Annotated in this window: 17 protein-coding genes and 1 tRNA gene; 6 read left to right on the top strand and 12 right to left on the bottom strand. The window is 64.6% G+C overall.

Annotated features, from left to right (window positions below; genetic code table 11):
• Positions 1 to 6 precede the first annotated feature (6 nt).
• The 3 genes from CRJ03_RS14090 to CRJ03_RS14080 form a co-directional block, all read right to left on the bottom strand.
• Positions 7 to 321, bottom strand: coding sequence for a hypothetical protein (locus CRJ03_RS14090; RefSeq protein WP_104019507.1), 315 nt, complete (start codon positions 319 to 321; stop codon positions 7 to 9).
• Positions 322 to 478: 157 nt separating this feature from the next.
• Positions 479 to 604 (bottom strand): type B 50S ribosomal protein L36, encoded by a 126-nt coding sequence (ykgO, locus tag CRJ03_RS14085; RefSeq protein ID WP_092695232.1) that lies wholly within the window; start codon positions 602 to 604, stop codon positions 479 to 481.
• Between the two features lie 82 nt (positions 605 to 686).
• A tRNA-Val gene (locus CRJ03_RS14080) sits at positions 687 to 761 on the bottom strand.
• Between the two features lie 141 nt (positions 762 to 902).
• Here CRJ03_RS14080 and CRJ03_RS14075 point away from each other — a divergent pair.
• From CRJ03_RS14075 to CRJ03_RS14065, 3 genes are all read left to right on the top strand, one after another.
• Positions 903 to 1766 (top strand): N-formylglutamate amidohydrolase, encoded by an 864-nt coding sequence (locus CRJ03_RS14075; RefSeq protein WP_104019506.1) that lies wholly within the window; start codon positions 903 to 905, stop codon positions 1764 to 1766.
• 85 nt (positions 1767 to 1851) lie between these two features.
• On the top strand, positions 1852 to 1977 hold the full coding sequence (locus CRJ03_RS20600; RefSeq protein ID WP_369126388.1) for a patatin-like phospholipase family protein: 126 nt from the start codon (positions 1852 to 1854) through the stop codon (positions 1975 to 1977).
• Positions 1950 to 2687 (top strand): patatin-like phospholipase family protein, encoded by a 738-nt coding sequence (locus CRJ03_RS14065; protein ID WP_104019504.1) that lies wholly within the window; start codon positions 1950 to 1952, stop codon positions 2685 to 2687. The genes CRJ03_RS20600 and CRJ03_RS14065 overlap by 28 nt, the downstream gene beginning before the upstream one ends.
• A 92-nt stretch (positions 2688 to 2779) precedes the next feature.
• Here CRJ03_RS14065 and CRJ03_RS14060 read toward each other — a convergent pair whose 3' ends face one another.
• The 6 genes from CRJ03_RS14060 to CRJ03_RS14035 all read right to left on the bottom strand — a co-directional run bounded on the left by CRJ03_RS14060 (position 2780) and on the right by CRJ03_RS14035 (position 8267).
• Complete coding sequence (locus tag CRJ03_RS14060; RefSeq protein ID WP_104019503.1) at positions 2780 to 4033, bottom strand: DNA polymerase IV; 1254 nt, start codon at positions 4031 to 4033, stop codon at positions 2780 to 2782.
• A 141-nt stretch (positions 4034 to 4174) separates the two neighbouring features.
• Positions 4175 to 4789, bottom strand: a complete 615-nt coding sequence (locus CRJ03_RS14055; RefSeq protein ID WP_104019502.1) for a hypothetical protein — start codon at positions 4787 to 4789, stop codon at positions 4175 to 4177.
• 24 nt (positions 4790 to 4813) lie between these two features.
• A complete protein-coding gene (locus CRJ03_RS14050; protein ID WP_104019501.1) occupies positions 4814 to 4948 on the bottom strand; it encodes an aa3-type cytochrome c oxidase subunit IV in 135 nt (44 codons plus the stop codon).
• Between the two features lie 90 nt (positions 4949 to 5038).
• Entirely contained in the window at positions 5039 to 5491 is a 453-nt protein-coding gene (locus tag CRJ03_RS14045) for a DUF6173 family protein (RefSeq protein ID WP_104019500.1), read from the bottom strand.
• A gap of 14 nt (positions 5492 to 5505) precedes the next feature.
• A complete protein-coding gene (locus CRJ03_RS14040) occupies positions 5506 to 6549 on the bottom strand; it encodes an MBL fold metallo-hydrolase (RefSeq protein WP_104019499.1) in 1044 nt (347 codons plus the stop codon).
• Entirely contained in the window at positions 6549 to 8267 is a 1719-nt protein-coding gene (locus tag CRJ03_RS14035; RefSeq protein WP_104019498.1) for an acyl-CoA dehydrogenase, read from the bottom strand. The genes CRJ03_RS14040 and CRJ03_RS14035 overlap by 1 nt, the downstream gene beginning before the upstream one ends.
• 130 nt (positions 8268 to 8397) lie before the next feature.
• Between CRJ03_RS14035 and CRJ03_RS14030 the strand changes: the two genes are divergently transcribed.
• Positions 8398 to 9345, top strand: coding sequence for an L-threonylcarbamoyladenylate synthase (locus CRJ03_RS14030; protein ID WP_104019497.1), 948 nt, complete (start codon positions 8398 to 8400; stop codon positions 9343 to 9345).
• Positions 9346 to 9471: 126 nt separating this feature from the next.
• Here the strand turns inward: CRJ03_RS14030 and CRJ03_RS14025 are convergent, their stop codons facing one another.
• Both CRJ03_RS14025 and CRJ03_RS14015 read right to left on the bottom strand, forming a co-directional pair.
• Positions 9472 to 10434: a hypothetical protein gene (locus CRJ03_RS14025; RefSeq protein ID WP_206018372.1), complete on the bottom strand. Its 963-nt coding sequence runs from the start codon at positions 10432 to 10434 to the stop codon at positions 9472 to 9474.
• Positions 10410 to 10703: a DUF6471 domain-containing protein gene (locus tag CRJ03_RS14015; protein ID WP_240611680.1), complete on the bottom strand. Its 294-nt coding sequence runs from the start codon at positions 10701 to 10703 to the stop codon at positions 10410 to 10412. Before CRJ03_RS14015 ends, CRJ03_RS14025 begins: the two co-directional genes overlap by 25 nt.
• Positions 10704 to 10737: 34 nt before the next feature.
• Here CRJ03_RS14015 and CRJ03_RS14010 point away from each other — a divergent pair, with 34 nt between their 5' ends.
• The gene (locus CRJ03_RS14010; RefSeq protein ID WP_104019493.1) at positions 10738 to 11700 is read left to right on the top strand and encodes an IS1595 family transposase; all 963 of its coding nucleotides are present in this window, start codon (positions 10738 to 10740) and stop codon (positions 11698 to 11700) included.
• A 166-nt stretch (positions 11701 to 11866) separates the two neighbouring features.
• On the top strand, positions 11867 to 12049 hold the full coding sequence (locus CRJ03_RS14005) for a hypothetical protein (RefSeq protein WP_104019492.1): 183 nt from the start codon (positions 11867 to 11869) through the stop codon (positions 12047 to 12049).
• Between the two features lie 397 nt (positions 12050 to 12446).
• Here the strand turns inward: CRJ03_RS14005 and CRJ03_RS14000 are convergent, their stop codons facing one another.
• The gene (locus tag CRJ03_RS14000; protein WP_104019491.1) at positions 12447 to 12827 is read right to left on the bottom strand and encodes a hypothetical protein; all 381 of its coding nucleotides are present in this window, start codon (positions 12825 to 12827) and stop codon (positions 12447 to 12449) included.
• Between the last annotated feature and the right edge of the window lie 49 nt (positions 12828 to 12876).

Here is a 12876-nt window from a genome sequence, read left to right as displayed (position 1 = left end):
CCCCCTTCACCGCCCCAACACCCCCCTCTCGAACGCCGCCCGTCGCTCCGCCTCGGCCTGCCGGCTCACGGCATCGCGGCGGCGGGCGAGGGTGTCGAGGCGTTCGCGCATGCGCCATTCGGAATAGACCGCGCTCTCGTGGTCGAGGGTCCACAGCGCCCGCGCCTCCGTCACCGTCACGAGCCCCGCCACCGGGCGGCCGCGGCGCATCACGATCCGCTGTTGCCCGCTCAGCCGCACCTCGTCGAGGCAGGCGCCGAGCGAGCGGCGCAGCGTCTCGATGGTGATCTCGGGAACGGGGGGAAATATCTGCTCGGTCATGGCCGTCCTCGGGATTGGGACGGGCAGCCTCGCGCGGGGCGGTGAACAAATCGTTACCCCCGCGCACGCGAAAGGGCGCGAACCGTGCGGTTCACGCCCCGAACCTGTAGCTTCGTGGCGAGGGACGGGCCGCCGCGGGCCCGGTCTCAGCCCGGTTTCAGCCCTGCCGCGCCTTGAACTTGCGGTGGGTCTTGTTGATGACGTAAACGCGGCCCTTGCGGCGCACGACACGGCAATCGCGGTGCCGGTTCTTCAGAGAACGCAGCGAATTGCGCACCTTCATGGTCGTCTCCTGTCTGTCGCGGCACGCGCCGGCGCACCTGGGGTTGCGGGTGTTACGTGCTTGACACGCAACGATAATTCGATGGTGGGCGATACAAGGTTCGAACTTGTGACCCCTTCGATGTCAACGAAGTGCTCTACCGCTGAGCTAATCGCCCTGACCCGGCCCCCCGCCCCCCGTAACAAAGAGGGGCGCGGAATTCCGCGCCGGTCCGCTGGCGTATAAAAGGAGTCGGGGGAGGGATCAAGGGCTTTTAGCGCTGCGATTTCCGTCTATTATATCCCCCGAGGAGTCCCCGATGCCCAAGGCCGCGTATCATCTCACCCACCCCGAGCGCCGCACCACGTCGGTGGTGTTCGCCTCGCCGCATAGCGGGCGGGACTATTCGTGGTCCTTCCTGCGGCGCACGCGGCTCAACGAACATTCGGTGCGCTCGTCCGAAGATGCCTATGTAGATCAACTGTTTGACAGTGCTCCACGGGTCGGCGCGCCGCTCTTGCGGGCGGGGGCGCCGCGCGCATATGTCGATCTCAACCGAAGCCCGGACGAGCTTGACCCGGCGCTGATCGAGGGGGTCAGCCGGCAGGGCCACAACCCCCGCATCGCCTCGGGCCTCGGCGTCATCCCCCGTGTCGTCGCCAACGGTCGCGCGATCTATTCCGGCAAGATCACCCTCGCCGAGGCCCGCCACCGCATCGACGACTTCTGGCGCCCGTATCACGAGGCGCTGCAGGGCCAGTTGGACCAGGCGCACCTGATGTTCGGGCAGGCGATCCTGATAGATTGCCACTCGATGCCCCACGAGGCGATGGACACGGTCGCAAGCCGCGGCCTCCGCCGCCCCGAGGTCGTGCTGGGCGACCGGTTCGGCGCGGCGGCCGACGGCGAGATCGTGGACCGGATCGAAGCCGCCTTTACCCGCGCCGGGCTGATGGTCACGCGCAACACGCCCTTTGCCGGGGCCTATATCACGCAGGCCTACGGGCGCCCCTCGCGCGGGCGCCACGCCGTTCAGATCGAGATCGACCGCGCGCTCTACATGAACGAGCGACTGATCCGTCCAAACGGAAATTTCGAGGCATTCCGGCGGCTTATGTGCGGTGTTATCCAAGAGATCACCGAGATCGGGCGCGCGCAGGCGATGCCGCTCGCCGCCGAGTGATCGCCTGTCCAGCGACCGTGCCGTGGGCGTCGTGCTGGCGGGCGGCGGTGCGTTCGGAACCGCGCATGTGGGTGCCTTGCGTGCCATGTCAGAGGCCGGCATTCCCGTGGACTACATCGGCGGCACCAGCGTCGGGGCGGCGATGGCGGCGGCCATCGCGCAGGGCTCCCGGCCGAAGAGATCATGCGCCGCTGCAACGAGATATTCGTGACCAGCCGCGCGATGAACCGTCTTAATGTGCCGCTCTACTCGGTGCTCGATCACCGCATATTCGATGCGCAGTTGGCCAAGCACTTCGGCGATGGCCTGATCGAGGATCTGGCGATGCCGTTCTTCGCGGTCTCGTCCAACCTGTCGCGCAACGATATCCATGTCCACCGGTCCGGACCGTTATGGAAAGCCGTGCGAACCTCCGGCTCCATCCCCGCGCTTCTTCCGCCCATCCTGACCGGCGAGGGGGAGGTGCTGATTGATGGCGGGTTGCTGGAGAACGTGCCGTTGGAGACGATGCGACGGGTCAAGTCGGGGCCGAATATCGTCTTTGATTTCAACAATGGCAGCAACTGGCAGGTGCAGGCGGATTACGATGCTCTGCCCGGACGTCTGGGCGCGCTGCGCGGCTTCCTGTTCAAGCGTAGCCGCAAGAACAGGTTCCCGCGCATCCCCTCGATCCTGTCCCGGTCCATGATCATCAACTCCCGACGCGAGACAGGGCGGATGGACATGGGCCGCGACATCCTCGTCAAGTTGCCGACCGCACCGCGCGCCAATTTTCTTGACTGGACCAAGGGCCAGCAGAATTACGAGATTGGCCATCAGACCCTGACGACGGCTCTGGCCGAAACCGATCCCGGGGCCGCGCCCGATGTCAGAATGCGAGACGCCGCGCGTCGAATGGCCGACAGCGATCTCGCGGGCTGATCTACGCGGGTCATCTGCAGTATCGCGCCGCAGGGTTGCAATATAGCTTTACCTGGAGTTCGGAACCGGAGTCCGCTCACGATCGGCATGCCCTACCGCAGCGACCGCCCCTTCACGATCGCGTCCGGGCCGAAACGCGCGCGGATCGCATCGGTGGCGCGCTCCGCTTCGGCGCGGCGCGGGGCTGCGGGGTCGAGAAGATCGCCCGCGCGATCCGCCTCTGCCGCGGCCACGAGATCCGACAGCCCCACCCCGACAAGTCGCCACGCCGCCCCGGCGGTTACATGGTCCATCAACCCGCGCGCCGTGCGATATAGCGTGTCGGCCAGTTGCGTGGGCTCGCGCAGGGCGTGCCTGCGGGTGATGATCCGATGGTCGCTGTGCTTGAGCTTGAGCGTCACGACCCGGCCCGCGAGCGCGCGCGCCTTGGCCCGGTCCGCCACCTTTTCCGACAGCCGCCACAGGTGCCCGTCGAGCAGGTCGGGATCGGCGATATCCTCGCCGAAGGTGGTCTCGTTCGAGATCGACTTGACCGGCGCGTTCGCCGTGACGCGCCTGCGGTCCTGTCCCCGCGCGAGGTGCCACAGCCTGTCCCCCATCGCGCCAAAACGCGCCACGAGATCGGACCGCTCCCATCTCAGCAGGTCGGCAAAGCTGCGGATACCGGCGTCGTGCAGGGCCGCGCGCGTGGCCTGGCCCACCCCCCAAATCAGGCTCACCGGCTGCTCGCGCAGGAAATCGGCGGTCTCGGCGCGCCCGATCACCGAGAACCCCTGCGGCTTGTCGAGGTCCGAGGCGATTTTCGCGAGAAACTTGTTGTGGCTCAGCCCGATGGAGCCTGTGAGCCCAAGCTCGTCGCGCATCCTCCGGACGAGCCGCGCCAAAACCACGGCGGGCGGTGCGCCATGCAGTCGCGCGGTGCCGGTGAGGTCGAGAAACGCCTCGTCGAGCGAGAGCGGCTCCACCGCCGGGGTGAGATCGAGCATCATCGCGCGGATGGCGCGCGACACCTCGGCATAGGTCTCCATCCGTGGCCGGATCACCACCGCGTCGGGGCAAAGCCGCAGCGCCTGGAACATCGGCATGGCCGAGCGCACGCCGCGGATGCGCGCAACATAGCAGGCGGTCGAGACCACACCGCGCCGCCCGCCACCGATGATGACGGGCTTGTGCGCAAGCTCGGGATTGTCGCGCTTTTCCACGCTTGCATAGAAGGCATCGCAGTCCATGTGCGCGATGCTCAACTCCCACAATTCGGGATGCGCCACGATCCGGGGGCTGCCACAGGCGGGGCAGCGCGGGGCGCGCTCGAACGGGTGCAGGCAATCGCGGCAGAGGCTGGGCATGACGCGCACAGTCTAATGCATGTTGCTCAAGAGTGGGACCCGGTTTCGCGCGCCGCGAAGACCCGCCGGTTGGCAGTTTGTCGCGAACCCGGAGGATTGCTCTTACCCTCACCGGCCACGGGGCGGGATACCCAGACCACTCTACTGCGCGCGAAAGCGCCCGGGGTCCCAGGCGGCGAGCACGCCTGAATTGTCGTCGCTGTCGTATTCGTAGAGCGTTTCCTCGGTCACGCCGGGGACCTGCGCGAAATCGTCGGCGGCCTTCTTCGGGAACCACGAGCTGCGCACCCGACCGGGAAACAGCTCTCCGAGAATGCGCGAGGTCGCCAGCGAGCATTGCGCCGAGGGCACCGGGCCGTTGGCTTCGATCAGTCGGATGGCGCGCGCGGCCAGTTCCGGCGACACGTCGAGCTGCTGGATGCGCACGTGATAGGTCTTGCGGGCGTGGTAGCGGGTGTAGACGTCCGCCACCGCCGGGGTGATGCCGTAGAGCACGTCATCGCGTTCAGGCAGCGAGCGAAGGCTGTTGAACGAGCCGGCGGGATCGAAGATCACCCGCTGCGGGCCGTTGATCATCAGCGCGGAATGCGCGCCCGCGCCACTGCGGTTGTTGATCATCGTGTAGAGGGTTAGCCGCGGCGGCCCGTCATGGCGATAGGCGGCGCGGGCCACCTCTTCCATCGGCGACCTGACCGATTCGGCTGCGCAACCGGCCAAAAACAGTGCGGCGCCAAGCGCCAGAAGGATCGACCGCATATTGTCCCCCGGTTCGACTAAGGGTCAGGCGTTGACCATCGCGAGAAAGATCAGGAAGACGGCGATGCCGACGACCGACCAGACGGTCATCTTGATAAAACCCTCGAAGGTCTTTTCCTGAACGGTGGTATCCATTTCGCCATGCTTGTGGTCGGCCATGTCCTGCGGTCCTCTGATCGTTGAAATCCGGGTCGGGAGCGGATTACTGCATTTCCGGCGCGCTGTCACGCGCCAAGACGCGGGCGGCGCTCACTCGGCCTCGATATCCTGCGCGAGACGAAAGCCGATGCGCGTGGGCGGGGCCTCCTCGACCTGCTTGGGCAGCGCGCGCAGCATCACGCTGAGCTGGCTGACATGCTGGACAAGCTGCGTGCGCATCCCCAGCTGGTCCTGACCGTAGAAGGTGACGATATCGGGGTCGAAATAGCCCATCCCCTCGATGTGAATGGTGCCAGCGTCCGACCCGGCAAAGCCCATCGCCACCTCGTGCGCCTCGTCGAGCGTTTCCTCGAAATTGCGGATGTAGAGGATGAGCCGCTCATAGGCCCAGCGGGCGGGGCTCTTGTCCTCTGCCGGGCCGTTCTTGAGCGCTTTCGCCGCTGTCTCGATACAGGGCTGGCCGGGCTTGGAATGCACCTCGTGGGCGCGCGGCATGGCGGCTGCCTCGGCATGTTCGGCGGTGGTCTCGATACGGACGGTCATGGGCACCCCGGCTGTTACTGATCGCGGACCCTCCAGAGCCACGCACCGTCTGCGCGCCGCCAGCGGGTCACCTCTCCAGCGTGCATCAGGTGGTTGAGATGCGCAACGGATTCCACCAGTGCAAGCCCGTAGGTTCCCGCCTCCACCCGCCGCTTGAACAATAGCGGAAAGCAGTCGGCGGCGGTGCGCGGCTCGATCAGGAAATCGCGCAGCCGGTCGAGCGCGGCGTGGTGGTTTCCGGCCAGTTGCCGCATCCTCAGCGGCAGCCCGGTAAAGGGCAGCTTGTGCCCTGGCAACACGAGGTGATCCTCGCGCGCGTGCTCTGCCAGCCGGGCGCAGGCGGCGAGCCAGTCCGACAGCGGGTCGGCCTCGGGCTCGGTGGGGTAGACGCCGATATTGGGGCTGATGCCGGGCAGGATCTGGTCGCCGGCGATCACCAGCGCGTCGTCGCGGGACCAGAGTGTCAGATGGTCGGGCGCGTGCCCGCCGCCGAAATGCACGTCCCAGTCGCGCCCGCCCGCGCGGATCACCGCGCCGTCCCTCACCCGCGTGTAACCCACGGGCAGGGGCGCGCAGGTGTCGGAGAAATTGTAGGGGCGCTGCTGCGCGCGGGCCTCGAATATGTCGGGGTCCATGCCGCCCGCGCGCGAAAATTCCAGCGCCTGCGGCGTGGGCCGCTCCTCGACGTCGAGGATCAGCATCCGCGCCATCAGCCAGCTTGTCCGCGAGGCCCAGAGCGTCGCTCCGAAACGCTCCATCAGCCAGCCCGCCATGCCGACATGGTCGGGGTGATGGTGGGTCAGGATCACCCGGCCCACCGGCTTTCCCTGCAAGGGGCCTGCAAGGATCGTCTCCCACAGTGCCACGGCCCTGCGCGAGTGGATGCCGGTATCGACGATGGTCCAGCTATCGCCCTCGTCGAGCGCGTAGACATTGACATGGTCGAGCACCATCGGCAGCGGCAGGCGGAGCCACAGCACGCCGGGCGCGACCTCGGTGGCGCAGCCCTCCGGTGGGGGGCTGTCCCACGGGTGGCGGATGATCTCTCCCCCGTCCATCAGACCGTGAAATCCCCAGGCGTGAGAGCATAGAGGTCGCCCGCCCCGGCGCAGGCATGGGCGAAATGGCCCGCGTGCTCTGGCAGGAGCCGGGTGACGTAGAACCGTGCGAGCCGCGTGCGAGGGCCGTCCCCACCCTCGGCCTGCGCCGCGCGCAGGTGGAAATGCGCGCCCAGCACCCGGGCAAAGCCGCGCAGGTAGGGCATGGCTCCGGCAAAGCGCTCGGTCATGTCGGATTGTGCGAGCATCCAGTCGGTGGCCTCGCGCAGGCTCTCGGTCGCCTGCCAGACCGGCCCGGCAAGGTCGGGCAGGGCGGCGCGCGCTCCCTCGGCCTGTGCCTCGACCTCGTCGATCAGCGCCAGCACGGCCTCGCCCCCGTCGGCGAGCTTGCGGCCCACGAGATCCATCGCCTGGATGCCGTTGGTGCCCTCGTAGATCGCTGTCACCCGCACGTCGCGCAGGTACTGCGCCGCGCCCGTCTCCTCGATATAGCCCATGCCGCCGTGAAGCTGCACGCCGGTGTTGGCCACGTTGATGCCGGTCTCGGTGCCGCAGACCTTGGCGATAGGCGTGAGCAGCGCGGCGCGCGCGCGCCAGTGATCGGCGCCGGTCGCGGTCTCCATATCGGTGGCCTTGGCGCAGGCCAGCGCGATGGCGCGCGCGGCGAAGGTCTCGGCGCGCATCGAGGCCAGCATCCGGCGCACATTGGCGTGGTCAATGATCGTGCCGCTGCCATCTCCGACCGGGGTGCGACCCTGTCGGCGCTCCTGCGCATAGGCGAGGGCGTGTTGATAGGCCGCCTCGGCCACGCCCACGCCTTGTCCGCCCACGCCGAGGCGGGCGTTGTTCATCATGGTAAACATCGCGCGCATGCCCTGATGTGGCTCGCCCACGAGCCAGCCGGTTGCGCCGTCATACTGCATCACGCAGGTGGGGCTGCCGTTCAGGCCCATCTTGTGTTCGAGGCTGACCACGCTCAGCGCATTGCGGTCGCCGGGATTTCCTTGCGGATCGGGAATGAACTTGGGCACCAGAAACAGGCTGATCCCCTTGGTGCCCGGCACACCGTCGGGCAGCCGCGCGAGCACGAGATGGCAGACGTTTTCCGTGAAATCGTTGTCGCCCCAGGAGATGTAGATCTTCTGACCCGTTATGGCATAGGTGCCGTCACCATTGGGCTCGGCGCGGGTGCGCAGCGCGCCCACGTCCGAGCCTGCCTGCGATTCGGTCAGGTTCATGGTGCCCGACCATTCCCCGCTTACGAGTCTGGGCAGGTAGAGGGCCTTCAACTCGTCGCTCGCGTGATGCTCCAGCGCTTCGATCTGGCCTTGTGTCATCAAGGGGGCGAGTTGCAGCGACAGGCAGGCCGCCGCCATCATCTCGTTGACCGCCGTGGTCAGCACCATAGGCAGCCCCATGCCCCCGTGATCGGGATCGGCGCTGATCGCGATCCAGCCGCCTGTCGCGATCGCGCGGTAGCCGTCGGCGAAACCGGGCGAGGTGCGCACCACGCCATTCTCCATATGCGCGGGGTGCACGTCGCCGGCGCGGTTCAACGGGCTGAGCACTTCCTCGCACATGCGCCCCGCCTCCGTCAGGATCGCGTCGGTCATGTCCGGTGCTGCCTCGGCAAAACGGTCGGTAGCGGCCACCTCGGGCAGGCCGATCACATGCTCGAAGAGAAAGCGGTAATCCTCGACAGGGGCGCGATAGGGCATTGTCACTCATCCTTTCCATCCTGCCGGCGCGGCTTGGCAAGCGGGCCGCGGGGCTGTATTCAACCTCTTCCCGCCGAGGGTAGCCGGTGGCGCCGTGGCGGCAAGCGAAACGCCGCGTCAGGGGTTCTAGATGCCAAATGCAACCGAAACATTGCAAGCGGATGCGCAAGGCTTTGCCCGCGCCGCCGCCATCTGGCGCGCGGGCGGGCTCGTGGCCTTTCCCACCGAGACGGTCTATGGCCTCGGCGCCGATGCCGCCAATGACCGCGCGGTGGCCGCGATTTTCGAGGCCAAGGAGCGGCCGCGCTTCAACCCGCTGATCGTGCATGTCGATAGCGCCGAGCGCGCGCGCGACTTCGTGGACTGGTCGGACGCGGCGGAGATCGTGGCAAGCGCGTTCTGGCCGGGGCCGCTGACGCTGGTGTTGCCATTGCGGCAGGGCGCGCGGGTGTCGCCGCTGGTGACGGCGGATCTGCCTACGCTCGCCGTGCGGGTGCCCGCGCACCCGGTGGCGCGGGCGCTGTTGGCCGAGTTCGGCGGGCCGGTTGCTGCCCCTTCGGCCAACCCTTCAGGACGGATCAGCCCCACCGAGGCGACGCATGTGCTGGCCGGACTGGACGGGCGGATCGCGGCGGTGGTGGATGGCGGGGCCTGCCCGGTGGGGGTGGAATCGACCATCCTCGGGCTGGCGGGCGACCCAGAACTGCTGCGCCCCGGCGGCGTGCCGGTGGAGGTGCTGGAGGCGGCGCTAGGTACGCCCGTCGCGCAGCGTGGCGAGGCCGACGCGTTGACCGCACCGGGGCAGATGCGCTCGCATTACGCGCCAGGCGCAAGGGTGCGGCTCAATGCGACGGAGCGGCAGGCGGGCGAGGCGATGCTGGGCTTCGGCGCGGTGGCGGGCGATCTGAGCCTGTCGGAGACGGGTGATCTGGTGGAGGCGGCGGCAAACCTCTTTCACCACCTCCACGCGCTCGATGCGACCGGTGCGGCAGGGATTGCCGTGGCCCCCATTCCGGAGCGGGGCCTTGGACGGGCGATCAACGACCGGTTGCGTCGCGCGGCGGCCCCCCGGGACTAGGGGGCGCTGCCCCGTCGCGCATCCGCGCGACTCCCCCGGAGTATTTTCGGGATTATGTAGCAAACGCACCAGTCGGCGCGCATTCGCCGCCAGCCCGAGGGCTGAGCGATGATTAAGGTGTTGTTGCTATCTGCCATCACTTTTTCTCCCCATGCGCCGCTTCACCTCAAATTGCTCAGCGAGCACCGCGATAGCGGCGGAAGGGAAGTAGCCACCGGCATCTTCAAGGGCGTATCTTTCTCCCGATTTCAGGGGGTCACGAAAACCTCTAGTTCGGTGTGTTTGGGCGAATATTTCGTTGTTGAAAACATCGTAGCCAAACACTTTTCCGATAGCCGTAATTCGAACTGCATCACCGTCCCAGTCGGAAGTTTCGCTTACAGATTGAGCCCTAACTTTTCCCGTCTTCTCAGAATTTGCGGCAATATCGGGAATGGGTATATGGATCACGGCGCTGCCTTGCTTAGCCATAGTGAAGTGAATGACTGCCTCACAGTCGATACAGGGGGACTGACCTGCATTTGCGACGGTTATTTCCACCCCAAGCCCTCGCTCCAAACCTCTCGACACAAACACCGAAACGTCCTTAATGTGCAAATAAGCGCGGACCTGCTTCTCGCCGATATCCCTAGTCGCAGCAACGGCCTCCTCCGCAGCTTCAGCGGACCTTTTCGCCTCAACCAGCATCTTGCCGGTGTCGTCCGCGGCCTTCCTGGTGTATTGCAGAGTTCTGTAGATCAGGAACAATCCGACGACAGTTGCAATGACTCCGCCAATGGTCACCAGTGTCATCCACTTGGCCCATTTAGCCATTTGCTCTTGAGCGTTAAGGTCGCGTTGCTCGTTATCCTCTCTCCTCTTAGCCTCTATCTTGTCTTCCTCGGCTATAAGATCGCGGATCGCGGCCTCGATGCCTTCGAGCGCGGGCGTAAGGTCTATGGTGTCATAATATTCACCTTCGCTACCACCTTGACTGTTGGCAGTTCTTTTTTCCTGTCTTGGCTGATTTTCGGAAGCGGGCTGGCTTCCGATTTCTTGGGCGTACCCTAAACTGACGCTGAATATCAGTCCAAGCGCAGCGATGAACAACCAAGTGCGGTAAGGCATAGCAAAAAGAATCCAGCGGTAAATTTCCCTCTGGCTACTTTATTGCGCAGATTCCGCTCGTTGTCTTCAACCCCATGCTCGGAAAGGCGCTGCGCCAGTTGAGCGTAGGTTACACCATGGCGGGCCATCTCTGCCCGGAGTAGCCCCTTTGCTTTTTCTTCCCAGTCGGTTCGCGTCGGCATTTCATCACCTGTGGTGCTAGTATCATCATTTTTGATGCTATAGCACTTGACGTGATGATGCAATGTCACTATATCTGATGCAACAGCACCGGATATGATGACAATGGCCCAACACTTCCTTCTCTCCGCAGCATCCCGCACCCTCAGCCTGCGCTCGATCTACAAGGCAGGCGAGGAAGCGGCCTACCAGACGTTCTGCGAAATGCGCTGGCCTGAGACGGATGGCGAGGCGGTCTGCCCGCGCTGCGGCCATGAAGAGACCTACAGCATTACCACCCGCCGCAAGTTCAAGTGCAAGGCGTGTGCGCACCAGTTCAGCGTGACGAGCGGCACGATCTTCGCCAGCCGCAAGATGGACTTTGTGGACCTGCTGGCCGCGATCTGCATCATCGTGAACGGGGCCAAGGGTGTTTCCATGATCCAGCTTTCCCGCGATCTGGATTGCCAATACAAGACCGCGTTCGTGCTGGCGCACAAGCTGCGCGAGGCGATGGCGCAAGAGGTCCAGACCGGCGAAGTGCTGGAAGGCCATGTCGAGATTGATGGCGCGTATTTCGGTGTCCATATCCGCCCCGAGAACCGCAAGGAAGATCGCAAGGACCGCCGCTTGAAGGCCCACCAGACCGGCAAGCGCCGCGTCGTGATCGCCATGCGTGAGCGCGTGGGCCGCACCCTGCCTGTCGTCACCATGTCCGAGGGCGAGGGAGTCGCACTGGCAAACGAGAACATCTGCCGCATGGCCACCATGTCAGCCGATGAGGCGAGCCATTGGGATGAGTTGCACATGGGCTGGTCCGTTGACCGCGTGAACCATAGCGAGTGCTACAGCGACCACGGCAAGCACACCAACATGGCGGAAAGCTATTTCTCCCGCCTGCGTCGCATGGTTTCGGGCCAACACCATCACGTCAGCCCGCAGCACCTGCACCAGTATGCGAACCACGCCGCGTGGCTGGAAGACAACCGCCGCTTTGACAACGGCGAACTGGCGCACCGTCTGGTGGCGAACAGCATGGGCGCACCGGTCAGCCGGAACTGGAAGGGGTATTGGCAGCGAGCGGCTTGAAGTGTTGCTGCGGGGACTCTATCTTGTCTGGTGTGACAGTACAGTGCCGCCAGTTCACTTGATGGTAAGCCCGATTTTGTGACATGGTGACGTAAGGTTGCCAGAATCACCTAAATATACTGGGCTAATATGGCACATGTAGTACGAACGGAGCGTAGAAACCACAATGGCACAGCGACTGACAAAGCCGATTTCGGCACAAGAACACACGTTCGCCCCTGAGGCGGACGATGTTTTTGGCGTCGTTGATGAGCGCAAAATAGCCGAAATGCGCGAAAAGTTGAATGCAGAGTACGGCATTGGTCAAGGACGCCTCGTTTCCTTGGATGACTGTAGCAAGGCGGGCTGAGGCGCTTGAATGGCTGAGTGGGAGCGATATCCCCCTCAACTGTACAACATCGTTACCGGCTTCTTTCCAGAGGCCAGCCCAAAGGACAAGTGGGCGGTTAACCCCCGCCCACTTTTAGTGTGTGGGCGCGCACAAGACCCGGAAACGGGCACCTTTTTCTGTCGTATAGCCTATGGAACCTCTCAGCATCTGCACAAGGCCCATGAGGACGATCTGGTCGTTGGGAACTTGAGCATGTTGAATGCTCTGAACCTAAAATGCCCAACTCGTTTTGTGATAAATTCTGGCCAGCAAATGGTCATAATGCCTTGGGTGGAGGCCCATTTTCAGCCATGGACTGGCTTCCCCTCACCTGTTCTGAGCTTGCTGCCTGACTTGATGCAAAAGCACGTTGGTTTCACGTTGTCGCGGCTGGATGATCTGCCGCCTTACTAAGCCACACCCGCCCCTCACGCCTCACCAGCCCTCGCTTCTTGAGATTTGCTAAAGCCTGCCCTGTGCGCTTGTAGGACGCGGTGTATGGCAATTCCGGCCTATTCTGGCAAACATAACTGACGACTTCACGCAGGGTCTTACCGCCCTCTCCCAGCGCCCTCAGAACCAACGCCGTCATGTGACCCCGCCGGGCTACATCCTTACGCTTCGGCGGCATAACGCGCGGAGCATCCACGCCGCGCATCTGTAGCAACGCCTCAACGTGATCCATCCCGCCCAGGTCATCGCGAATGATCTGCTTTCGCAGCGCCAGCAGCGCGTTGTCTATGGTTCGGTCCTGCATGGGCAGGATTATGATTCACTTGTGGAATCAGCGCATGTAGAATGTTGGT

The organism is Roseovarius nitratireducens, assembly GCF_002925845.1.
GTDB lineage: Bacteria > Pseudomonadota > Alphaproteobacteria > Rhodobacterales > Rhodobacteraceae > Roseovarius > Roseovarius nitratireducens.
Note: the sequence above shows the minus strand (reverse complement) of the source record. Positions and strands in the feature narration are given on the sequence as shown.